The organism is Paenibacillus selenitireducens, assembly GCF_002021565.1.
Lineage (GTDB): Bacteria > Bacillota > Bacilli > Paenibacillales > Paenibacillaceae > Paenibacillus_K > Paenibacillus_K selenitireducens.
Window position 1 is genome coordinate 265164 of record NZ_MSZX01000002.1, and the last position, 24457, is coordinate 289620.

Annotated in this window: 22 protein-coding genes; 14 read left to right on the forward strand and 8 right to left on the reverse strand. The window is 43.9% G+C overall.

The window, feature by feature from the left end:
- From BVG16_RS05425 to BVG16_RS05440, 4 genes are all read right to left on the reverse strand, one after another.
- On the reverse strand, positions 1 to 1095 hold the full coding sequence (locus BVG16_RS05425; RefSeq protein WP_078497533.1) for a glycosyltransferase family 4 protein: 1095 nt from the start codon (positions 1093 to 1095) through the stop codon (positions 1 to 3).
- 117 nt (positions 1096 to 1212) lie between these two features.
- Positions 1213 to 2238 carry a glycosyltransferase family 4 protein gene (locus BVG16_RS05430; RefSeq protein WP_078497534.1) on the reverse strand — a complete coding sequence of 342 codons (1026 nt, stop codon included), beginning with the start codon at positions 2236 to 2238 and terminating at the stop codon, positions 1213 to 1215.
- 3 nt (positions 2239 to 2241) lie between these two features.
- A complete protein-coding gene (locus BVG16_RS05435) occupies positions 2242 to 2997 on the reverse strand; it encodes a glycosyltransferase family 2 protein (protein ID WP_078497535.1) in 756 nt (251 codons plus the stop codon).
- A gap of 17 nt (positions 2998 to 3014) precedes the next feature.
- Positions 3015 to 4127, reverse strand: a complete 1113-nt coding sequence (locus tag BVG16_RS05440; RefSeq protein ID WP_233146896.1) for a glycosyltransferase family 4 protein — start codon at positions 4125 to 4127, stop codon at positions 3015 to 3017.
- 748 nt (positions 4128 to 4875) lie between these two features.
- Here BVG16_RS05440 and BVG16_RS32355 point away from each other — a divergent pair.
- The 7 genes from BVG16_RS32355 to BVG16_RS05475 all read left to right on the forward strand — a co-directional run bounded on the left by BVG16_RS32355 (position 4876) and on the right by BVG16_RS05475 (position 12032).
- The gene (locus BVG16_RS32355; RefSeq protein WP_456299475.1) at positions 4876 to 5595 is read left to right on the forward strand and encodes a DUF7852 domain-containing protein; all 720 of its coding nucleotides are present in this window, start codon (positions 4876 to 4878) and stop codon (positions 5593 to 5595) included.
- A 172-nt stretch (positions 5596 to 5767) separates the two neighbouring features.
- Positions 5768 to 6577: a CsxC family protein gene (locus tag BVG16_RS05450; protein ID WP_078497537.1), complete on the forward strand. Its 810-nt coding sequence runs from the start codon at positions 5768 to 5770 to the stop codon at positions 6575 to 6577.
- Positions 6578 to 6799: 222 nt separating this feature from the next.
- Entirely contained in the window at positions 6800 to 7774 is a 975-nt protein-coding gene (locus tag BVG16_RS05455; RefSeq protein WP_078497538.1) for a hypothetical protein, read from the forward strand.
- Positions 7775 to 7780: 6 nt separating this feature from the next.
- Positions 7781 to 8914 carry a glycosyltransferase family 4 protein gene (locus BVG16_RS05460; protein ID WP_078497539.1) on the forward strand — a complete coding sequence of 378 codons (1134 nt, stop codon included), beginning with the start codon at positions 7781 to 7783 and terminating at the stop codon, positions 8912 to 8914.
- A 149-nt stretch (positions 8915 to 9063) separates the two neighbouring features.
- A complete protein-coding gene (locus BVG16_RS05465; protein ID WP_078497959.1) occupies positions 9064 to 10299 on the forward strand; it encodes a class I SAM-dependent methyltransferase in 1236 nt (411 codons plus the stop codon).
- Complete coding sequence (rfbC, locus tag BVG16_RS05470) at positions 10296 to 10826, forward strand: dTDP-4-dehydrorhamnose 3,5-epimerase (RefSeq protein WP_078497540.1); 531 nt, start codon at positions 10296 to 10298, stop codon at positions 10824 to 10826. The genes BVG16_RS05465 and rfbC overlap by 4 nt, the downstream gene beginning before the upstream one ends.
- 27 nt (positions 10827 to 10853) lie before the next feature.
- Complete coding sequence (locus tag BVG16_RS05475; RefSeq protein WP_158081622.1) at positions 10854 to 12032, forward strand: class I SAM-dependent methyltransferase; 1179 nt, start codon at positions 10854 to 10856, stop codon at positions 12030 to 12032.
- Between the two features lie 108 nt (positions 12033 to 12140).
- Here the strand turns inward: BVG16_RS05475 and rfbG are convergent, their stop codons facing one another.
- A complete protein-coding gene (gene rfbG, locus BVG16_RS05480; RefSeq protein WP_078497960.1) occupies positions 12141 to 13208 on the reverse strand; it encodes a CDP-glucose 4,6-dehydratase in 1068 nt (355 codons plus the stop codon).
- Between the two features lie 16 nt (positions 13209 to 13224).
- Positions 13225 to 13998 carry a glucose-1-phosphate cytidylyltransferase gene (rfbF, locus tag BVG16_RS05485; RefSeq protein WP_078497542.1) on the reverse strand — a complete coding sequence of 258 codons (774 nt, stop codon included), beginning with the start codon at positions 13996 to 13998 and terminating at the stop codon, positions 13225 to 13227.
- 188 nt (positions 13999 to 14186) lie between these two features.
- Between rfbF and BVG16_RS05490 the strand changes: the two genes are divergently transcribed.
- A complete protein-coding gene (locus tag BVG16_RS05490; protein WP_078497543.1) occupies positions 14187 to 15338 on the forward strand; it encodes a class I SAM-dependent methyltransferase in 1152 nt (383 codons plus the stop codon).
- A 22-nt stretch (positions 15339 to 15360) separates the two neighbouring features.
- On the forward strand, positions 15361 to 16137 hold the full coding sequence (locus tag BVG16_RS05495; protein ID WP_078497961.1) for an FkbM family methyltransferase: 777 nt from the start codon (positions 15361 to 15363) through the stop codon (positions 16135 to 16137).
- A gap of 57 nt (positions 16138 to 16194) precedes the next feature.
- Here the strand turns inward: BVG16_RS05495 and BVG16_RS05500 are convergent, their stop codons facing one another.
- The gene (locus BVG16_RS05500; protein WP_078497544.1) at positions 16195 to 17046 is read right to left on the reverse strand and encodes an SAM-dependent methyltransferase; all 852 of its coding nucleotides are present in this window, start codon (positions 17044 to 17046) and stop codon (positions 16195 to 16197) included.
- Positions 17047 to 17270: 224 nt separating this feature from the next.
- Here BVG16_RS05500 and BVG16_RS05505 point away from each other — a divergent pair, with 224 nt between their 5' ends.
- From BVG16_RS05505 to BVG16_RS05525, 5 genes are all read left to right on the forward strand, one after another.
- A complete protein-coding gene (locus BVG16_RS05505) occupies positions 17271 to 18332 on the forward strand; it encodes a glycosyltransferase family 4 protein (protein WP_078497545.1) in 1062 nt (353 codons plus the stop codon).
- 156 nt (positions 18333 to 18488) lie between these two features.
- The gene (gene gmd, locus BVG16_RS05510) at positions 18489 to 19460 is read left to right on the forward strand and encodes a GDP-mannose 4,6-dehydratase (protein WP_078497546.1); all 972 of its coding nucleotides are present in this window, start codon (positions 18489 to 18491) and stop codon (positions 19458 to 19460) included.
- A 300-nt stretch (positions 19461 to 19760) separates the two neighbouring features.
- A complete protein-coding gene (locus tag BVG16_RS05515; protein WP_078497547.1) occupies positions 19761 to 20399 on the forward strand; it encodes an acetyltransferase in 639 nt (212 codons plus the stop codon).
- Between the two features lie 31 nt (positions 20400 to 20430).
- Entirely contained in the window at positions 20431 to 21549 is a 1119-nt protein-coding gene (locus BVG16_RS05520) for a DegT/DnrJ/EryC1/StrS family aminotransferase (protein ID WP_078497548.1), read from the forward strand.
- Between the two features lie 12 nt (positions 21550 to 21561).
- Positions 21562 to 23235, forward strand: a complete 1674-nt coding sequence (locus tag BVG16_RS05525; protein ID WP_078497549.1) for a DUF4214 domain-containing protein — start codon at positions 21562 to 21564, stop codon at positions 23233 to 23235.
- Between the two features lie 13 nt (positions 23236 to 23248).
- On the opposite strand, the gene BVG16_RS05530 is transcribed toward BVG16_RS05525, so the two are convergent.
- Positions 23249 to 24418 carry a glycosyltransferase family 4 protein gene (locus BVG16_RS05530; protein ID WP_078497550.1) on the reverse strand — a complete coding sequence of 390 codons (1170 nt, stop codon included), beginning with the start codon at positions 24416 to 24418 and terminating at the stop codon, positions 23249 to 23251.
- Positions 24419 to 24457: the final 39 nt, after the last annotated feature.

Consider the following 24457-nt stretch of genomic DNA (forward strand, 5'->3'; position numbering starts at 1 on the left):
CTATACGGTCTGAACCGCGTTCACTATATCCAGCACCGCTTGTTCTGGCGTAAAATGCTGCAGGATATATTGTTTGGCAGCTAACCCCTTGGCTTGCGCAAGCGGGTAGTGTTCATAGACGGTACGCATGAGATGCTGCAAATCTGTGATGGATGGTTCTGCCCAGAGTTGATCACTTTGATAACCACCGTAATAAGATTGAGGCTTGACGGGACCTAGTTGGTAAGGAATGAGATAACTGTTATCTTGGGTCAAAAAATCCGTATGACCTCCCCAACCCGTTGTTATGACGGGTAGCCCGCGCCGAGCTGCTTCCAGTAGAGGATAACCTGCTCCTTCCCCGCGACTCGGTAACACAAGGGCCTGACAATTCGCATATAAAGCTTCCATCTCCGCCTCACTGCGGATGTCGAAATCGACATATACCGGAGCTTGTGGTTCCTTGACACGCAGCTTTTGTTTCATGGATTCAATTTGTTGAAGAATCTCCGGATTTCCGACGGTTTTGATGATGAGTGCTACGTTATCAGCAGCCGAGAACGTTTCCCAGAATGCTTGAAGAAGGATGTCATAGCCTTTGCGTTCAACCCAAGAGAATACCGATAGAAAACGAAATGGTGGAAGTTGTTGTAGATATTTTGGCGCATGCGCCGCACTAGGGGCAGATTCGGGCTGGAATAAGCACGGACGGATATAGTGAAGGGGTACCCGGACGCCGGACGAACGAAATACTTCGATGTTATGGCGGCTTGGTAAGAAGACTGCATGCATCCGGTTGGCCTGTTGGACCCAACTGTCTGGAATTTTGGAGGTTTCCCAGTAGGTAAAGCCGACGGACGGATGTAGTTTTCGTCGCCATATTTCAGGGATCTGGTGGAAAATATATACTTTTCGTCCCGGAGATTTTCGCTTCGTTGTTAAATGTTGTATGACCTGCTGCTGAGCATCAGAAAGTTGAACGGCAGGGAGGTGAGGATCAAATGCATCCACTTTGACGTCTACGCCCATGGCATGCAAAGACAATACATATTGCCTCGCTGCTTTAGCATATCCGGTAAAATCGTGTACATTTCCGTACCAAATGATTTGAGTCAAGATGTATCCCTCCTCTCATCCAATGTATTAGGCAGAAGAGAGAATTAGAAGAAACCACAAAAAAACTCGCCATCAACTTATTCAAGATGAGCGAGCTTTCAGAGGGATCTGTTCAGTTTACGCTCCGAATTGGTGAAGCGTATGTTGTAATCGGATCATGACTTCAGTCCAATTGTACGATTGGGCTGTATCCCGTCCATTTTTGGCAATATATTCAGCAAATTCCCGATCCCTGAGTACATGAATGATACCCTGGGCCACGGCTTCAACATCGCCTTTCTCCACAAGTACGCAATTCCACCCGTCTTTACAGAACTCTTCGTTTCCTTCTGCCTTGGTGGTGACGACCGGAGCTCCGCAGGCCATAGCTTCCAGAATCGGAAGGCCAAACCCTTCGTGATAGGATGTTTGAACGAACACACCGCAATTGGCATAGAGATAGGCAACGCCTCTGTCATCCTGATGTGCGAAATGCAGATTCGGTATTCCAGGAAGATGGGGTCTCTCCATGCCAAAAGTTACGATAGAGGATTGAGGGACATGGCGGCGAACAGCATTCATGGCTTGGACCGTAACTTGAAAGCCTTTCAAATGTTGGCTTCTTCGACTGCATGCAAGTACGCGGTACGGATCGTAATCATGTGTTCGATTAGGCTTGTAGATATCTGAATCAACGGCAATGGATATATTGGTTGCTTGTTTTTGAAATCGCTCGAGCAGTTGGTTTGTTGTCCAGTCCGCAATCGTCAATAGGTTAGCCGGTAGCTGGTACGTATGTCTGACTCTTGCTTGCATTTCCGGTGAAGTTGGATAATAGCTTTCTTCGATGTCTTGCACGAGATAGAACGGAACGCCCTGACCGCCTTGTTTCGGATCACAACTTAAATGGACAACAGGCAGTGTTTTCCACCAGGTCGCAATTTTTATCGCATTCATTTGTTTTAATTCTTGCAGCATTGCTGGGTAGTTCGGAAAACTCCGAATCGGAAATTTCAATGGAAACCAAGTTGGATGCCCGTCGAGTGCGAATACCTGCACTTTCATACCCGCTTCATGCAGTCGGTTGGCCTGCTCCAGCACATTTTTAATACCGCCCGCAAGTCCCACAAGCTCTAATACATACACAACTTCAAGATAATTCATTGTCTAGAACCGAACCCCCATCCATTTTGACCAGAAGGTCATTTTTGCTTCCATTTCTTTTTTCCTCCAGAACGGATTCTTATTCGCTGGCGTTGTACCGCGGGTCTGCCCTTCCAAGTGTATGGCACTGGCAGCGCCGCAATAAATGATTCTCCATCCCTTCTGCTTTGCACGGTAACATAAATCAATATCTTCATAAGCGATATGATACGCTTCGGATAGCAGACCGACGTCCTGGAACAAGTCTTTACGGATTAGCAATAGGGCACCGGTGACAGCATTGACGTCTTCCACGATGAGCGCAGGAGGGTGATTGGCAGGAAGGAAGCGATAGCGGTGATCGAAATTACCCCTGCCTGAATAGAAGACACCTCCATGTTGAATTGTCTGATTCGAATAGAGAAGCCTGGCTCCTACAATTGCAATATTTGGCGCTTGTTGGATGGACTGCATCATATGCCCTAACCAACCCGGCTCATGAAACACGATATCATTATTTACGAGTAGAATGTAGGCTCCTTGTGCTTCACGTATGCCTGCATTGACAGTCGCACTGAATCCGCTATTTGAAGGTTTTAGAATGCATCTCACAGAAATGCTGTTAGCCCACTCTAGCAGTGGCTGTTGAATATGTGGGGGACTCCCGTCATCTACGATAATGATCTCATAGGGAATTTCTGATACGGTTTGAATGAAGCTATGAATACACTGTTTCACCAAGTCAATTTGGTTAACAGTTGGAATAATGACGCTAATCATCTGCAGAACTCCTTCACTTATCGCCTTGAAATCTCATGCAGTCGTTGCAGCATTCTTGCAGCACTATGTTTCCACGTATAACGTTCTGTGACGACTTGAGCGCCAAGTCGAGCCTTGATTGATGCTTCGTTAGGATGGGTATAGACATGCCGCATGAGCTGTTTGAGATGATTTTTACTTGGGACGGCCCATAGTAAGCGAGGATTGCTAGAATTCAAAGCGACGAATCCTTGGACGGCAATTAAATAACCATTCGTATCATTCAAGAAATCAAGATGGGCTGACCAATTCGTCGTAATGACAGGCAGTCCCGTGGCCATGGCCTCCATGACGGTTAAGTTCCATCCTTCACCACGCGTGGGAAGTACGTAACAATTTGCGCTTTGATAGAGAGCAGCGAGCTGCTCTTCTGTCCAACTTCCGATGGAGGAGAGCAAGATGACAGAAGAACGGTCTCGATGTCCGCTTTTCATCGCAATGTTGTCGATATAGACTTGCTGCCTCGCGATTTCTTCTACTGAAGATGCACGTGTCTTGATGATCAGGCAGACATCTTCTAAGGAAGCAAATTCTTCAAGAAATGCGGAGACCAGTGTATCGATTCCTTTGCGTTCGTCAAAGGAACAGACGCTTAAGAAGGTATAACGACGCTGTCCCGGTATCGATAAGGGAGCTAATTCAGCGTGAAACATTTGGGTATCCACGCCGTATGGCATCACTCGTATTTTGTATGGTGCAACCCCGCTTTTGATGAACGTGAGGCGGTTAAACTCGGATGGAACCCATATTTCATCCATGAGATTGCAGCGTTTGGACCACGTAAATGGTAGGCGGCTGCATTCGAACATTGTCATGCCGATACAATAGGATGGATCACTTTTCGTAAAATAGGCTGCAGGATAATGAAAGAACGTAAGATAACGATCAGGAAGCGGCGTGTGTACGAGCGAGTTAAGAAGCGATTCCTGTTGCATGCTAAGCGGAACTCGGACATCTTCATGATGAATCGGTGTATAACGAATTCGAACACCCTGCTGAATCCATTCTGATACGATATGACGGTTTGCTTTCGCATACCCCGTGGGCTCAAACATCGTTCCAATATTATTTAAGAAAAGGTCATTGTCCACCCTACATACTCCCCGCCATCAGATATGCTTTCCTTGAATTACCTTGATGTTATTTACATATGACATCACGGGATAAAAGGACACGGCACTTCTGTCTAATATCTTTCTTCAATAGGAATACACGCCCTCACCTTCATCAACCAACGCAACATAACCTATTAGTAAACATATGCCGCGTATAACTATACCTAGAGAGAAGGGATCGGGATTGCTCATCTATTGTATGGAAATTAAGAGCCAGAGGGAGAAGAACATCATCAGCCCCTGGTTCAGTAGGAAGAAATCAACGCTATGGAAGAAAATGAGATCAAAATCATTTCGAGTAACCGTGTATAAAGTAAGCATTATCCCCGGAAGGAAGCAAACCCAAAAGCGTGGGGTTGTTATTGCAAGAAAAGTGAAAAAAAGTAGTAAAAAGCTTGTTAAAAGGAAAAATGCAGTCGTTACGTATCCAACGAAAAAACAGAAGAAATATAAGAAGGCTGCGATTAGAAGAAAATATATATCCTTTTCTAAAAAAACAAAGAAGAAACGATATATATCGAGAAAGAAAAGAAAAAGACGTATACCTATAAATCGGATATTCGTGCAAGATTCGTTCTCCAATTCACCACCAATTAAACCTAGTGGATCGGATCGTCTACTTCCTTTATCTAGAAACGAGGTAAATCAACCTATTGAACTTATAGAGGCTCCGCTCCAATCACCTGAGGAAGAAGCTGGGATATCGCCACCTACCTCACCTTCCATGATAAATACCCTTGTGACACCTCAAGATGCTCCTGAACTTTCCAAGCTTTCTACACTTGAACCAAGAATTATTTATTCTAGGAGTATTACACCTCCTGTCGTGTATATTCAAGCTCCCAAAATTCTTGCAAGAATCCAAGTTCCTGTCAACATTTCTACGGAGATAACCTTGGATCGACCTGCATCAGAATTGAAGCGAAAGTCCGATCGCGTGTTGTTGCAAGAGTGTCAACTCGTAGCCATTCATGCACATCATTTCAAAATAAAGGAAGGGAAATTATTTATTGAGGGAGTCATTGAGACGAATATGGAATTTGCAGCTGTAGAGAACACTTCATGTACGGAGAGTTACGGAGATATATGTCATACAACGGCACAAGTTCCGTTCAAATCTTGCACGCATATTACCTTTGCAGAAGGCAATGAACCGAATCTTGCACAACAACAGGAGCAAAGTACATTTCTATTTACCAAGCCCAAACATCATGGAACGATGCCAAGTCTTCGTCAGTTCTCGAATCAATCCGTCTATCAACATGAGCCTTATTGCGAACTCGTAAGTTATAGCATGGATGAGGTCGTAGAAGAAAAAGGCACGGGCATGAAGCATGAAGGTTCCTGTCACGAGAAGACGTTCAATATCTTATCCAAACAAATTGTTCTACATCTAATGATTGAAGTGCTGCAGGTGCAGCAAATTCCATTGCAGCAACACTAACTCTATAAAAAATGGGGAAGTTCATCAGGACAAAGCGCGGATGCATAATCTTCTGGACCTTAATATTAATAGTATAAAGACATGAAGGGAGGGATGCAGTAAGCACCTGACATCTAGATTTTGATGTTACCCTATCATGTATAAAGCTATTATTTCGAGGAGGTTTAATTGAATGTATAACGAGAGTAAAGGTTCCGAAAACAAGTCTCTTCCGAAACCACAGAATTTTGACTGTCATGTAAAAAGTGAAACATTATCGGAAAGCTCCAATGTTGACAGAACACCAAGAAACACAATCAAAGTCCCTGTTGTATTGTCTGAACCCGAAGTGCAAATTTGTGTAGAGAGCACGATTTGGTTAGATAAGCCAGCACTTGAAATCAAACGTGTATTGAAAGATGTATTCATCGATCAATGCCGGTTGATCGCAACAGATATCGACCATGAAACAAATACAGTGAACAGAGGTAAACTATTCTTGTTCGGTCATATTCGTAAGAACATTGAATATGCTGCTCTAGACCATGAAAAACATGATGGTAAACATGACTGCAAACATGATGACAGACATGAAGGCACCTGTGTACATGGAAATATCCGTCACAACACTGTTTGCGTAGATTTCGAAGCCTGTACGCCAATTGACTTTACTTGCTCTTCTTTCAAACCTGACCTTGCGCCAGTAGCCAAAAAATCGTTTGAATTCTTGGATAAAGACGGTCATAGCCCGAACTTAGCCATCAAACAATTCCATAATGAAGTTTTCTATAATGAACTTCCTTATTGCGAACTCGTACATGCACGTTTTGACGAAATTGACTTCGGATTCAAGAAACACCATGATCATCATGGAGAACATGGCCATGAAGAGCGGAAAGAAAACGAATGCGATTTGGATAAAACATTCCAAAAAGTCAAAGAAAAAATCGTACTTCACGTTACAGTGAAATTGCTTCAAATCCAACAAGTACGCATTGGCTAATCATTTGTAGAACGGAAAGACGGGATGACGAGTTGATCGTTGTCTCGTCTTTTTTGTTGGGGACGGAATAGACGTCTATACCCCATCCCTATGAACGCGCATATACTATTTCATTGATGGTTTTGAAGGGTGAAACGCCTTAACTAAGGGGAGGGATCTCACATCAAAACGGCTGTCTTTTCCGTTGCTCAGAAGCTGCAATGGCCTAATATATCTTTATCATTGAATCTAATCCGCGCATACCATCCAGATTGGGATTATTATGTTTTATTTGCGGAATCGCAAGAAATTGGCATCCCCACCCATGACTTGGATGGAAACATTGTAATTCGCCCTTTTACTCCATTGGATGTAGTCGCCAAGACACCGACACGTAAGGACGACACCTATGGAATACCTGAAATGTTTCATTGGTTGCAGGTACAGGAGCAGTATACGAACGTCATCTATTTGGATGTAGAAAGTTACGTATGCGATCCATTAACAGAAGTAACGGAAGCATTGCAACAGGGGATGAACATGGTTGTCGTTTCGAACCCCAAGCGACCCTATTGCATCTTGATGCTGGCACTATCCAACCAGATCAATGTAGGTGTACACCTACAGAAGTGGAGAAGCGAAGGGATTCAGGAGTTCATCCGCAGTGTTTCGAACAAGCTGGAAATTCAGCAGCCGAGATATCAATTCAATTTAGGTGATGATGATGGGTCAGGGCTCGAATATATTACTGGACAAATTTTTATCGGAAGTGTGCGTCTGGCGCTGTTTCATACCCAGTGGATTCGAGATCGTCTCTTAGAGACCGATTTATCCCAGAATAATTATCAGCATTTGATTTATGCCCGAAAATATGAAATGTTTCTCAACCAAGTTTGTCTTGATATTCATAAGTATAGAGGTATTGGCGGTGAAAACCCTTTGTTGCATAGTCCGATATTTCTATCCAAACAAGCACGATTTGCAGATGGACCATCGAATCAGCCGCTCATTACGCCTATTATGGCTATGATTTGGGAGATGAGGAGTGATTTACAGGCTGCCTTTCGAGATCCATGGGGCTATCATCGTAAAATATTCTGTCAATGGTTTGTTATTTATGCACCGCATGAATACCAATTTACAGCGGATTATATTCAACCTGTCCAATCCTCACTGCCTCAGTTGAGATTTTGGAACATGGGGCAGAAGGGAAGATAACCTACGATGAATTTCTCTGGGATCTATTGGATGGGTCCGGTATTTGATATGAGCGGATACGGGAACGTGTCTCGAAATTATATTAAGGCAGTGAAGTCGGCAGGCATTCCCGTGTTTATTCATCCCACCGGAGAGTATCACGCTCAAATCGATCATGGAACAAGACAATGGTTGCAGCAAGCATCAACCTCTGCGATTGGTGATCGGGTCATCTTTATTCGGCACGGACTCCCAGAAATATTTGATCAACATTTTGATATTCCAAATGTCGTGAAAAACGTAGGTGTCACATTATTCGAAACAGATCGGATTCCGACAAGTTGGGTAGCTCTCTGCAATCAAATGGATGAGATATGGGTACCCAGTCAATTCAATTACAAGACATTTTCCCAAAGCGGGGTATTGCCTAATAAATTGAAGGTTGTTCCCTATGGAATTGATGTTTCCGTATATAATCCTGAACGACCGTATTACAAGTATAAGGCAGAGGGTCTCACGCAATCGTTTCTTTTTACGTATGTATTCGGATTTGATTTTCGAAAAGGATATGATCTGTTGATTCAAGCGTTCTGCGAAGAGTTTGCAGTCAATGAACCTGTGGGACTTATCTTAAAAGTCTATATTCACAGCGGACATTCAACCGAATATGTGATGGGAGAAATCGCTTCATGCATTCCTCCCGAACGATTCCAAAAGCAGGTTTTTGTTGTGTTGGAGTCACACACCCATGATCAATTAATTAGCTTGTATCGCAGCACAGATGTATATATATCGATGGATCGTGCAAGCGGCTGGGGAATGCCGGTCATGGAAGCGATGGCCTTAGGTGTACCAACTATAGCTATACGCTCCGGAGGCGCTGCTGAATTTATGAATGACAGCAACAGCTTTCTCATCGAACCGGAGGATCGGCTCATCCCCGTCTCTGAAAAGCTTCAATTATCGAGGCCGGCATATTATCAGGGACATCATTGGATTGATGTGAAAGTCAGCAACGTCAGGAACGTCATGAGAGAAGCCTATGGCAATCCTATGAAAAGAGAAAAAGTCGCTAGGCAAGCGGCCTACGACATGCATACGAAATATTCGCCCCAAAGAATAGGTACGATAATAAAGAGTTTACTCCTATCTACCGATTAAATGGGGTTGCATACCATTCTTGATGGGGTTTGCCGCCCCAATTCTTTTGATGCAAGTCACTTCTATTCTGAATGAAGAATATAGTAGTCAAATAAGGAAGAGAAGAGTTTTTGTATATGGAGCTAGGCTATGGCAGGAAGGGGGCTGTTATGAGTCAAAGGGTATGTCGTTTCTGTTCATGTTCGGAGTTGCATAGTTTTGTCGATCTTGGGTTAACCCCGTTATCTAACTCATTTGTGCATGCGTCAAATTTGGACAAATATGAGGTGTTCTATCCACTTCACACGTATATTTGTCAAGCTTGTCTATTAGTACAACTAGAACAATACGAGTCTCCTACAGAGATTTTCTCGGAGTATGCTTATTTCAGTTCATATTCAGATAGTTGGTTGCAGCATACCAAAGAATATACGATGCGAATGATATCGACTTTAGGCTTGGACCCGCATTCCAGCGTAATTGAAATTGCTAGCAATGACGGTTATTTATTGCAATATTTTTTAGAGCATGAAATACCTGTCCTAGGAATCGAGCCGGCCCAAAATGTTGCTAAAAAAGCGGTAGAGAAAGGCATACCCACGGTTACAGAATTTTTTGGAAGCGAACTCGCCCTTCAATTACGTCATCGCGGTTATGCTGCGGACCTGTTAATCGGAAATAATGTGCTTGCGCATGTACCGAATTTAAATGACTTTGTTACAGGGCTAAAAATTCTCCTTGGCGAACAAGGCGTGATTACGATGGAATTCCCGCATATGCTGCGTTTTATGCAAGGCAATCAATTTGATACGATCTATCATGAGCATTTCTCCTATTTTTCACTTCAGACCGCTAGAACGGTTTTTTCCTATTTTGGACTTGAAATGTATGATGCCGAAGAACTACCGACCCATGGAGGATCCTTAAGAATTTATGCCAAACATCAGGACGATGGTTCGAAACTCGATACGGGTCGTGTAGAACAAATCATCGAGCAAGAACAGGCAGCGGGCCTAGATTCGATTCCAACATATCAAGCTTTTTCACACAAGGTAACCCAAATGAAACGGGATATTTTACATTTTTTAATTCAAAAAAAAAATGCAGGAAAAACGATTGTTGGATACGGAGCCGCGGCGAAAGGAAATACGTTGATAAATAGCTGCGGCATCGGGAAAGACTTCTTGGCATATGTCGTAGATAAGAATCCTTATAAGCAGGGGCTATTCTTGCCGGGTTCCCGCATCCCCGTCTATTCTCCAGATAAGATAAAGGAAACCAAACCGGATTATGTTCTGATTCTGCCCTGGAATATTACAGCTGAGATTATGGCTCAGACGGAATATATTCGGGCTTGGGGCGGCCAATGGATTGTACCTATTCCTGAAGTGAAGGTCATCCCATGATCTTCAGGGAGACACCTTTCATAGGTTTATATCTCATAGAATTAGAGCCCATTGAAGATGAAAGAGGATCTTTTACGAGAACGTTTTGCAGCGAGGAATTTCGTCTTCATGGGATCAATCCCCATGTCGCGCAATGTAATTTGTCTTACAATCGCAAGCGGGGAACCATTCGGGGGATGCACTATCAGCTGCCCCCTTATGAAGAGGTGAAGCTGGTTCGTTGTACTCAGGGGGCCATCCAGGATGTTGTCATTGATTTGCGTCCGGAATCTCCTACTTACGGTCAGTGGTATACCACAGAATTGAACAAGCATAATCATAAGATGCTATACATTCCTGAGGGGTTCGCGCATGGTTTTCAATCTTTGTTAGATGACACGGAGGTGTTCTACCAAATGAGCCGTGCTTTTGTTGCAGAAGCAGCTGCCGGCATTCGATGGAACGACCCTTCTTTTCGGATTACATGGCCGCTGCCCTGTTGCGTTATTTCGAATAAAGATCAGAACTATCCGGATTATGCGCTATGAATGAATTCAAATGAAGGAGGGACATTCATGACAATGATCAATTGTCCAGTTTGTGAAAGTACTCAAACGAAGCCCTTTTTATTGCGAAATCATGTCCCTGTTCACCAGAATATCGTGTTCGACCATCAAGAACATGCTGTAGATATGGTACGCGGTGAATTATCCTTATTCCTGTGTAATCAGTGTGGGTTCGTATTCAACGCTTCTTTCGACGACACGAAGTTAAATTACAGCTCAATGTACAATAACATACAGGAGTATTCATCAACTTTTCATCAATACACCGATGAACTTGTCGATCGTATATTGAATAATCTTCCGCATGCCAGCAGCACGATCGTGGAGGTAGGCTGCGGCAAAGGACACTTTCTAAATAAATTATTTACCCGGAATCAAGCGATTAAGGGTTATGGATTTGATCCAAGTTATGAGGGGGATGAGATTCTTCATGAAGGACGTTTAGTGTTTATGAAAGACTTCTATGGTCCCTCCTATGAACATATTCAGGCAGATGTCGTGATTTGCCGGCACGTTATTGAGCATATCCAGCAACCTGTAGAGCTCCTTGCGACGATTAGAGAAGCGCTGCGAAACTCTCCGAATGCCCGCGTATACTTTGAAACGCCTTGCGTGGAATGGATTTTTCGAAATACGGTTGTCTGGGATTTCTTTTATGAACATTGTTCTTATTTCTCCATTCCTTCATTAACCATGACCTTTGAGCGAGCTGGATATCAGGTAGAAAGGTATCAGCATGTTTTCCAAGGACAGTATTTATGGTTCGAAGCTGTAGTTGATCATACAGGGCCGAAAGGACAAAGGTTTATCGATCCAGCTTCGGTTCTTGCGTTAGCTGACCAATACTTGATACGCGAGAACATGATGAAGGAGCGGTGGGCGACAGCACTTGAGCACGCATTAACAGAAGGAGATGTGGCGGTTTGGGGAGCCGGCGCTAAAGGGGTTACATTTGCGAATTTATTTGATCCATTGAACAAAAAAATTACATGCTACGTGGATTTGAACCCCAGCAAACAAGGGCGGTTCCTTCCGGGATCAGGACATCCCATACTACATTATCATTCGTTGCGATCGGAGAAGATTCGTTATGTATTCCTTATGAATCCTAATTATCGAGAGGAAGTTGAAGCTTTGATCAAGGAACATCAACTGTGCCCTACGTTAGTCGATTTGGGAAAGGAATGAAGTGAAGGTTAAAAACTCATGTAGAATCGAGGTATAAAATAATCACAAAGAAGCAACAAAAAAGCCCTGCACTTGGCGCGAACAACAAGTTCAGGGCATTTTTTGCTGCTATTGGAAATCTGCGATTTGTTTAAGGCAAATTTCTTTGACATCCTGATTTTCTTGATAAGCATGAGTCCACTCCAGTATTTTATCTAATGCAGTCTCTAAATTCCAGCGGGGAACCCACCCTAGCTCCGTTTTTGCCCGGGAGCAATCTAATTTTAGAAATTTAGCTTCATGCGGTCCCGCTTCATTTTGAGCTTCATAAGCAGCATGTGATCCCCAATGCGTACAGAGGTATTGCACTATCCATTCCACGGGCTTTGTATCGTGATCCAACGGACCGAAATTCCAACTTTGAGCGAATTTCGGTCCGTTTCCATAGGCTTGCTGCGCTAATTGCAAATAACCTGCTAAGGGCTCGAGGACATGCTGCCATGGTCTTACGGCTAGTGGATTACGGATTTTGATCGGTTCATGGTTTAATAATGAGCGAATGCAATCCGGGATCAAACGATCCGTAGCCCAGTCCCCGCCGCCAATGACATTTCCCGAACGCGCAGAAATTAAGCTAACGCCATGATCCTGAACGTGCTTGGGGTTGAAAAATGAGTGACGATAGGAGGCGGTGACGAGCTCTGAGCAAGCTTTGCTGTTGGAATAAGGATCATAACCTCCTAACGGATCATTTTCCCGATACCCCCAAGACCATTCCTGATTCTCGTAGCATTTATCTGTCGTAACATTGATGATCACTTTCACACGACTCTTCTGGTTTCGAATGAGGGTTCTAACGGCCTCAAAGAGATGAACCGTTCCCATCACATTGATTTCATAGGTTTCTACGGGATGCTGATAGGATTCTCTTACTAGAGGTTGAGCTGCCATATGAATAATGATATCCGGGTTGGCCTGCTCGATGGCTTTCTGTAAATGGTCCCGGTCCCGAATATCTGCATATATGGAATGGATGAAGTGATCTATGTGGCATAAATCAAACAGATTCGGTTCGGTCGGCGGACGAAGCGCGTATCCTGTTACATGAGCGCCGAGCTGATGCAGCCATAAACTGAGCCAGGATCCCTTAAATCCGGTATGACCCGTAATAAATACATTCTTATGATTCCAAAACATGCGATCCAAGGCGAAATCACCACTTTTTCCAGGCTGCTTGCCCTGTAGTCCATAGATTTTCTAATATATTTTTATCCCGCAGCGTATCCATCGGATGCCAGAATCCATGATGCTTGTAAGCAACAAGCTGCTGATCGTTCACTAAGCTGGATAACGGCTCTTTCTCGAAGCTTGTTTGCTTTCCTTCAATATAATTGAATACTTCTGGTTGAAGGACAAAGAAACCAGCGTTAATCCACCCTCCATCGCCTTTGGGCTTTTCTTGAAATCCATCTACACGATCATCCTCAGCCAATTGCAATACGCCGAATCTGCCATAGGGCTGGGTGGCTGTGATGGTTGCTAGTTTTCCATGTGCTTGGTGAAAAGCTACTAATTTTGCGATATCAATATCGGAGACGCCATCGCCATAGGTTAACATAAACGGTTCTTGTCCCACGTATTTCTGAATGGATTGAATGCGTCCTCCAGTCATCGTATCTTTCCCAGTCTCCACTAGCGTTACTTTCCAAGGTTCTGCCGTTTCGTTGTGTATGATGGTCTCGTTCTGGTTATTGAAGTTAAACGTTACGTCGGAACCATAGAGATAATAGTTGGCGAAATATTCTTTAATAGAATAGCTTTTATAGCCCAGGCAGATAATGAATTCATTATAGCCGTGATAGGAGTAACCTTTCATAATATGCCATAAAATAGGCTTATCGCCGATTTCAATCATGGGTTTCGGTCTTAAATGGGATTCCTCGCTAATTCTCGTGCCATATCCGCCTGCTAGAATAACCACTTTCACCCGAATCTCCTCCTTTATGAAGCGATAATATTATAGTATGCAGCAAGGATTTCATTGAATAGGTTCAAGCCAAGTCGTTAGAAAAGAATTCTGAAAAAGCAGTGGCTTCGCCCAAACCTTATCCTATGGGTCAGCATCTTATATAAAATATTTGGTGCGGAATGGAAATCGTAGAAAGGAAGGTGTTTATGGGGATCATGGATCATCATCTGTTCAAGGGTGAGTTTTCTTTTCAGAATCAAATCTTGTCATATAATCAAATTCCTAAATATGATACGGCAGGAACAACGATTTATAACTTTGCGGAAAGAGCAGTCGAAATTCCTTTAGCCCTTCATTTCTTGTCCGTGCATGGGATCGGTAAGAAAATTCTTGAAGTTGGTAACGTTTTGAGACATTATTCTGTACTGTTGCAGCAAATACCTAGACTTGGCCCCTTGGATACGATCGATAAGTTCGAGGCTTATCCAGACGTCATGAATATCGATATTATGGATGTAAATACCAAATACGAGGTTATTATCTCGATATCTACGGTTGAGCATGTCGGACAGAACGGATATGGGGAGCATGAGATTGGTGATCGGGAAGCGCCATTGAAAGCCATCGTACAAATTTATAACTTGCTTAAGACCGGTGGAAAAGCGTTCATCACCGTACCCTTCGGTAAGCTTATGGACTTAGGATGGCTTATTCAGTTTAGTTCGAACTACTTAGATTTACTCGTCGACAAATACGGCATCCCCGCACAAGCCATTCAAACTTATTTTATGAAGAAAATAGACACGGAAGCAACGATCGAAGGACCTCGACAGCTGTGGCAGCAATGCGAGCGGAGTGAACTGGAGCACACGTATTTTCATTATCCATTTGCATTTGCTGGAGGTATAGCGGTCATTGAATTAAGTAAAATCGATAAAGATATCGAACCATCTGACACGTTGAGCACATCCCTGCATTATCACGCACCTGTTAAAATCGGAGATCTATATTTTTCAGGGATGACATTACCGAAAGGTCAAGATCGTGACGGTTGGATCACATGTCTCTCTACTGGTTATGTCTTCTATGGTCCTTATGTTACGCTGGAGCCGCAGTCGTATTCGCTCGACATGGATATTGAAATCCGTGGTCAAGGGCTGTTCACGCTGGAGCTAACTGCGGATTTTGGCCAAACCATTTTATGGTCCCAAAGAAATATCGTCCGGTCAGAAAACATCCATAATATTCTTCATGTGACGACAACAGAAAGCAATGTAGAAGTTCGTCTACACAAGCACGGGTTAAGCAACAGTCAAGTTCGCGTTCCAAAATTATTGTTAAGCGCATTGGAGCAATAATAGCTTGAGAGGATGATGGTTGTTGGATAGATTACCGTTATATATCGGGCACAATACCATTCTTACTTCGTTAAATCATGGCCCATACATGTTTCTAGATTTAAATGATCCGGTCAATGTGGCCATTGCTTCTTCGGGTTCATGGGAACAATATGTCACGCAAGTGTTTCTGTCGACTGTTAAACCAGGGATGACCGTATTGGATATCGGAGCACACTGCGGCTATTTCTCCATCCTGGCAGGCATGTTAGTCGGTCCGTCAGGCGCTGTTCACTCCTTCGAACCGAATCCTTTTTACCATAAAAATTTCTTGCAAAGCGTCTCCTATAACGGATTTAATGGCCGAGTTCATTTGAACCGGGTTGCACTTTCGGATGAAAGAGGCGAATTAACGATGACCGTTGCTGGTGAAGCCGGTACGAGCATTGTGTTCCCAGGGGTAGAGCAATTTTACGAATATCATGAAATCACGGTGCCCAAAGGATTATTAACCGACTATTTGCCAAGTCTAAAAGCGGATGTGATCAAAGTCGACATTGATGGTGCAGAGCCGTTAATTATGGATTGTCTATTTGAAATTATTGATTACAACCGAAATATGAAAATATTTTTCGAGTATTTACCCGCCATTTGGGGAGGGCATCCACCGTTACCGATTCTCCAGCGGTTCGTTGAACGAGGATTTTCCTTTGAAATCATTCAGCGAGATTGTAGTGTCGTGCCGACGAATGTAGAGGAATTGGCTAATTACACCACGATGGATCATTTGGATCTGCTGATTACAAGAATCATGGATTAATGGAAAAAGCAGAATGCGGGGTGCGGATCAGCACGCTGCATTCTGCTTTCTCATGGATTAGGGTCTATGAATGATGAGAGCAATCGAAGTTGTCACAAATTGTCCAAGCTGCAGTCGAAGATGAGGATGGTGGGAATAGGGAGGCACATCGACATGAGATTCTATGGGTCCGATACCTAATGAAAAATCTACATCTATCTCATATCCTTCGGCTCGCAGCCTGTGAACCATCTGTTCAATATCGCGCCTTCTGAAAAGAACGGTTAAATTATGATCAATTGTATGCTCATTCGATGATAAATTGAATTCTGTCGTATGGACGGCGACACCGCCTGGTCTTAGACATTTCATTTGGTTCACGATAAATTGAGTGCCTAATTCAATGGAACCGAGATGTTCGAACGAGCAGGAGGACCACGTAAAATCGAATTGTCCGTCATAGCTAGGCGTGATATGGTTCATATCTGCATATTCAAACGTAACTAACTTGGCGAATTGCGCTGGATCACAAATATGCTCACCGTTGAGTTCTTGGAGGCTGACCGCGTGCTGATTGGTTGCTACCCACCCCTGCGCTTGCGCAACCTCGAAATCCAGGTCTGTTGCTGTAATTTGACAGCCATGGGATGCGAAAGCTGCTGTAAGCGGTTCTGTTCCTACACCGAATCCTAATCCTCTTTTATTCGGTTGTAATGCTCCTCGTTGACGAAGCGCTTCGTAAATGAAGCACCATTCCCATAACTTCCGGTGAAAGCGATAGGCAAGTCTTGATAGAGGTGCAGTTGCATGATCGGTCATATTGTTATTTACCAGTGACAGCAGGGCATCTTCCGCTTTTAGCTTCATGAAAGCATCGGCATACCACTGGCTTTGAAAATCTTGCTCTTTACAGAGTTGCGATTGGAGCATTTCTGTTGTCTCCTTTCCAATGGATGGTTCGTCTCGGAATGATATCAATCCAGATTCTTCAAAACGCCCTTACCTCTTAGCGATGAATTGAATATGGTGTCAGATAGAAGCTGCAGGACGGCAATGTTTCTTCATGGAAATCTATCGGTATTATATGCATCTTGAATGCAGGACTTCACAATATTCATCGTCATGTCTTGGGTTACATCGAAGGAGTGGGAACTATGTCATTGGAGATCAATCAGTTGGTCTATTTCATGAGTTATGGCGATGCGATAAGCAATTCTGCAATCCATATGAAGAAGCTGCTTAACAGCAAAGGAATTAAATCTGAAATTTATGCGCAATTATCACATCCTCACCTCGAGGGACAAGTGCGATCTCTAAACGAAATACCATTAGGAGAGCCTGTGATTTACCATATGGGGATCGGCTGCGATTTAGCTCAGTTTCTTACACAGTTTACGAACAAAAGAATGCTTCTGTATCACAATGTTACGCCCAGCCACTTTTTTGCCGGTTATGATCCGCTTGCTGAGCGTTTATGCGCCCTTGGACGGCAGGATCTGCAATATCTAAGGCCCTATATCGATATCGCGTTTGCGGATTCAGAGTATAACCGACAAGAGTTAATTCAGTACGGATATAACAGAACAGCCGTAACGCCTATTATTATGAATTTTGAAGAATATGATCACCCTCCGAATGCGGATATGCTTAACCATTTGGTTCAAACGAAGCGAGATAAAGATTTATTGTTTGTAGGACGAGTCGTGCCGAATAAGAAACAACAAGACATTATTCGTGTGTTTTACTATTACAAAAATTACTTTGCAGTTGACGCAAGATTGTACCTTGTCGGATTGGGAGATCCTGCTTACTTGCGGGAGACCAAGCAGCTCGTATCTTCTCTGAATTTAACGGATGTGTATATTACAGGGCACCTCCAATTTGATCAATTGTTAGCCCACTACAGAAATGCGGATTTATTCATTAGTATGAGTGAGCATGAAGGCTTTGGTGTGCCTCTGCTCGAGGCAATGCATTTTCAATTGCCGATTATCGCTTATGATGCGGCCGCGATTGGTGAAACCGTTGGAAACGGTGGGGTCCTTGTGCAGCATAAAGAATACTTAAGTATCGCTTCCATAGTTCATCAACTGTTAGGCGACGAGGTGATGAAGCAGAGCAGGATCGATCAACAGAAGATCCAATTAAATCATTATTCAAGCCAGAATACGGAGCGCATCTTCTGGGATCACATCCGGACGGAATTCTCTATATAACAAGAGACAAGTGGAAGCAGCTCTTCATCGAGTAAAATTGTGTGCATATGGACATTCGCCCAAACCTAATTTTCTCAGACCGCATCTAATGTAGGTAATTCACAATACAAAGTGATCAAGACAATAAGGAACGACGAAGATGCTGAGAGGTGAACAATGAAAACTGCATTTATTACAGGGATTACAGGGCAGGATGGTGCCTATTTAGCTCAGTTTTTACTTCAGCAGGGCTATCGGGTGTGCGGTCTTATTGCGCGAAGAAGTACGAACACGCTTTGGCGGCTTGAGTACTTAGATATAGCTAAGGAGATTGAATGGATCGAGGGAGATATGACGGATGTAACTTCGCTTATAAGAGCGTTGCAGCAATCAAAACCGAGCGAAGTGTATAATTTGGCCGCCCAGAGTTTTGTGGGTACTTCATGGGAACAACCGATAACGACGGGACATGTGACTGCCTTAGGCGTGCTTCATGTATTGGAGGCCATCCGATTAACGGATCCTTCCATTCGCTTTTATCAAGCATCCTCTAGCGAAATGTTCGGGCTTGTACAAGAGGCTCACCAATCGGAACAAACTCCATTTTATCCCCGTAGTCCTTACGGTGTCGCCAAGTTATATGGCCATTGGATTACCGTGAACTATCGTGAAAGTTTTAAGATCTTTGCAAGCAGCGGTATCCTGTTCAATCATGAATCACCGCTGCGTGGGATTGAATTCGTGACACGAAAAGTAACGGATGGAGCAGCGCGAATTAAGCTTGGACAGCAAAAGGAGCTTCGGCTGGGCAATATTGATTCGCAACGCGACTGGGGATTTGCTGGGGATTATGTGAAAGCCATGTGGAAGATGCTGCAGCAGTCCGAGGCTGATGATTATGTTATTGCAACCGGGCAGACGACGACCGTACGGGATATGTGCAATATTGCATTTAACGCCGTAGGATTAAACTACGAAGATTATATCGTCATTGATCCGAAATTATATAGACCGGCAGAAGTGGATCTTTTGCTGGGAAATCCGGCGAAAGCGAAGCAAAAACTGGGCTGGGAAGCAGAAACAAGTCTCCAGACTTTGATTGAGATGATGGTGGAGGCTGATCTTGATCGGGTCAAATCACAACTATGAAAATCATACTATTGATTTCATTAAAAAATGCGTTTCGTGGAGATCACTGAAATGCGCATATAGCTAGTGTAAATAGGCCACCGGTAAATGCGTGGTCTATTCTGCGTGTGGATGTAACAAGGTCAAATCCAATAATTGAATAAAAGGAAGGTGCTTGGGGAAACTTGGCGGTCCTGCAGCTTATGGTCAACGTCAAACGCCGTGTCTAAAAGTTCCATGCCGCATATGTATGTGATTAGTAAAAAACAATCATTCTTTTTGAATATCATCGACGTCTGCAATGGAATGGGGGGGAGGGGAATGGCTATACGCTGCAAAGTCGTAATTATTGGAGCCGGAGGCCATGCCAAAGTCGTTATTGATATGATCCAGTCAAATCCGGAGTTTGAGATCATCGGCTGCACGGATCGGATTGGAAATCGAAAAATATCAGGCATTCCGGTATTAGGCGATGATTCCATCCTACCCCAATTATATGAACAAGGGATTCGCCATGCGTTTGTTGCGATCGGCGGGAATTCCGTAAGACATCAACTTGCCCGGCATGCGCTGGATACAGGCTTTGAGCTAATCAATGCGATCAGTCCGCACGCTTATGTGGCGGATTCTGTCATCCTTGGTTCCGGTATCGCCGTTATGCCCGGCGCGGTTCTAAATGCGGAAGCTTGTATTGGCAATAACTCCATTATAAATACGTGCGCCTCTGTCGATCACGAATGTTACATTGGTGAGACATGCCATATCGCACCGGGTTGCAATATATCAGGTAACGTGAGGATCGGCGAGGGGACTTTTTTGGGAACAGGAACAAAAGTTATTGATGGGATGACCATTGGTTCATGGTCGATTCTTGGTTCTGGTGCGGTCGTTGTGAAGGATATCCCTAGCTACTGTCTTGCTGTAGGTGTACCCGCAAAAATCATCAAAAAGCTTACCTGAAATTTGTGGTGTTAGGGAAGGAGAACTTTCATTGAAAAAGAGATATCCTATAGCAATCCCAGTCTTGAACGGAAACGAAAAAAAGTATGTCACAGATTGTCTGGATTCAACGTGGATTTCTTCAAACGGTTCCTATATCGAAAGGTTTGAACAGGGATTCTGTGACTTTTGCGATACGAAGCATGCGATTTCCTGCAGCAACGGCACAACCGCATTGCATTTAGCTTTGATGGCACACGGCGTGGAACGGGGCGACGAAGTCATTATTCCGACGCTAACCTTTGTTGCTACGGCAAACGCGGTTAACTACTGCGGGGCAACACCCGTATTCATAGATTCTGAGCCTGATACTTGGAACATTAATCCTGAATTGATAGAGACAAAAATTACCCCTCGGACGAAAGGAATCATCGTCGTTCATATTTATGGACATCCCGTGAACATGGATCCTATTATGGACATTGCCCAAAAACACGGATTGTTCGTCATTGAAGATGCGGCCGAAGCTTTGGGGGCGGAGTACAAAGGGAAAATGATCGGATCGATCGGACATAGCGCAACCTTTAGTTTATTCGGGAACAAAATTATAACAACAGGCGAAGGCGGCATGATAACCACCAATGACGATCGTATTGCACAACAGATAAGACTTCTGAAGGGACAAGGGCAAGATCCGCAAAAAAGATACTGGTTTCCCGTCATTGGATACAATTATCGTATGACGAATATTCAAGCTGCGGTCGGATATGGACAATTGGAAAATATAGATTGGCATGTTGATCAGCGTATCCGAGTCGCGAAGCTTTACGAACAGTACCTCCAAGACGATGTTCGGTTGACACTGCCTGTCCAGAAAGATTGGGCACGGAATGTTTTTTGGATGTCGAGCATTATTTTGAATAAGGGAACCGTACAAGATCGAGATCACGTGATGATCCAGCTGAAGGAAAGAGGCATCGAAACCAGACCGTTTTTTTACCCGATGCATATGCTGCCCCCCTATAAAAAGCTTCAAAAGGAAGAGGAGTTTCCAGTCGTCAATCGGATCTCGGCATTAGGCATGAACGTTCCTAGTTACGGGACTTTATCCGAGGAGGACGTCAAGTTTATCTGCATGAACATCAAGGAAGTATTAGATGGACTGGTGTGAGGGGAGATTATCATGGTTAATCGTGACCGTATCGTCCAGATTCTGTATCGGCTCGTCCGATTAGAGGGAGTTGAATTCATAAGTGAGTTGTATAGGCAATTGCTTAACAGGGAGCCTGATTTGCCAGGGCTGCAGCATCATGTAAGTCTACTATCCAGGCATACGTCCAAAATATCAATAATCAACTCATTCTTGCAGAGTGATGAAGCAGAAAGCACCTATAAGCAGATGCAGTATAACCCTCTGGATTACAACCGCAGCACGATTGCACGAATGATCAGTCAGTTTTATCTGGCAAGTCATTTGCATTTTGTCCATGCGCTATACAATGAACTGTTGGGGCGCAACCCGGAACAGGGCGGGATCGACATTCACGTCCAATGTTTACTGCAAGGCGTCAACCGCCAAAAACTGCTGACCCATATTTTGTTGTCAGAGGAATGCCAGAGACTGCTGCATGCCGAGCAGGCACCTATTTTTTTGGACATGGGTGTACCGCAAAGCGGTTCGCATACGTCGAAGCGTATTGGTGTTTTCGTCGCATTTGCTCAACCTTTGGATTTAGACGGGGAGGGAATCGGCCGTTTTTTAGCTAGATTAGTGCATGGACTGCTCCTTCAAGACAGCAAAACTACGATTTATGTGGTTACGACGGCGGAAAACTACGCTGGATTCGAAAGGCTGTTCGGTACGGAATTCATACATTTTCCCGGACGATTGAACCTACTGAAATCAAACTCGATGGATTGGATTAACCAGCATGTTCCTGCTGACGTGTGGATTGTCCCTTCTGTTAGCTTAGAGTTGGCCATGTATTTGCACAAGCCATTCATATTTTGTCTGCATGACTTGGTCTATCTGCATTTTCCGGAACTGTATTATGGCAAAATACCCGATTTCACGAATCGAGTGAACCGTTTCGCTTATCCATTGGCAGATAAAGCAGCAGCCGTTGTGTTTAATTCGCATTACGTGCGAACGGCGGATGGGATCGGTTTCTTGGGACTTCCCGCGGAAAAAACACATGTGATTCGATTAGCTGCTCCCGTCGAAGAGTATGCTTCCTTCGGGATCGATGACGAAGTCACGTTCCGGCACAAATACAATTTATTCGGACATTATATCGTTTTCCCGTCCATCATCCGCTTGCATAAAAATCACTGCAGGCTCATTGAAGCATTTATCAAATTCAGGCAGACAGCGGATGGTCATATTTCAAAACTTCAACTCGTCTTAACCGATAACTATCAAACGAGCCTTCTAAACAAGGAAATTACGGATGTCCTAAATCGTTGTCATGACTTGGAAATCCGCAACAGCATTCATTTTATGGGTAGAATGCCGTCGGCAGATTTGCCTTCCTTCTATAGGTATGCTACTGGGACGATTGTACCGACGCTTTTTGAAGGAAGCTGCCCATTTCCTATTCTTGAATCTCTAGCCGTCGATACACCAGTGGCAGCCAGCAGGATCGAAGTCACAAAAGAGGTGCTGCATGATCTAGACGCTTTTATCCCATTTGACCCTCATTCTGTGGACGAAATGGCATTTTCCATTCAGTTGCTTTTTATTCATAACCGTAATTTGCTTGCAAGACAAAAGAGTACGTTAAGTCCAGCTCATTATAGAAGTTGGTCTGACGTTGCGCAGGAATACTACAATCTTATGCAACAAGTAGCTCGATAGAGCTAAGCTGTGCTCAAAGCTGACCGTGAAATTTCAAATACGAAGTTCGAAACACATGAATATATTTTTGGGCAATGTCGTCCCAGGTTTCGGAAGGGTCGTTGATTCCTTTAACAGCGGATTGCTTGAAGTGGTCGTAGTTCAATGTCATGGATTCGAGGGCCTGCAAGATAGAATCTGGCGATTCAGGATCGAACCAGACAATTTCGGCGCTATGATTCGCCATATGCTCGCGCATAACGGGAATATCCGAGCAGAGTACGGGGGTTCCGAGTCTTAATGCTTCTTCTACAGGGTAACTTCCTCCACCTTCCGACATGCTCGGCATAATGAGCGCTTTAGCTTGCTCTAGAACGGGCATTACATCTTCATCCCTAATAAAACCGAGCGGAAAGAAGTCCTCATCTAAGCGCAAGTCCAATCTTTTGATTAAGGACACCAGCGTTGGAAGTGACTGTAGTTCCGGCCAATCGGGCGGCACATTGCGCAAATGCTGCGTAAGATATCCAAATAAAACAAGCGGAACCTTTTTTCGAAGCGAAAATTTAGAATAAGCGAGCAGTAAATTGTAATGATTTTTATGCGGTGAAATATTACTCGGGTATACGATATACGCTGCAGGCAATCGGGCAGCTAAATCAGAGCTGATGACGGTCCCGCCATGTTCCGGTTTGGCTGGGGATATCGCATGTGGAATAACGACCGTATTTTGGCAATGGGCTCCAAAATGCTCGATTAACCTGGTTTTCATGTATTGGGAGGATACAATGACGGAGGTTACGTTTTCAACCCATGCTTTGGATATTTCCCAGTATTTTTTTATCGTCGAACCAGACAAGTAGGGGGGGACGAAGTCAAGAACCGTTGTGTCGTGATACGTGCAAATGGTCGGTCGATCGACCTGTTGATATTCTGGGCCGTGTGGCCAAAAAAAGTAAACAACATGGCAATCGCTAAGAAAAGAGAGACCCGAAGGTGATTGTAAGCTTCCCTCGAAATATATCACCTCAATGTTTGGATAACTTGATAATTCGATTCTGTCCTTAAACTTCGTTTCGGGAGAAATGATCAGCCTGACCAGATCGATATCGTTTTGACGCGCCATCGCGGGCAGCAAATTGGACAGCAGCCTGGCTCCACCGCCCAGAGATATCAAATTAGCGCACCAAATCAGTATTCTCATTATTTAAAGCCCCTTTACAAGTATAGTAAGATATGCCGC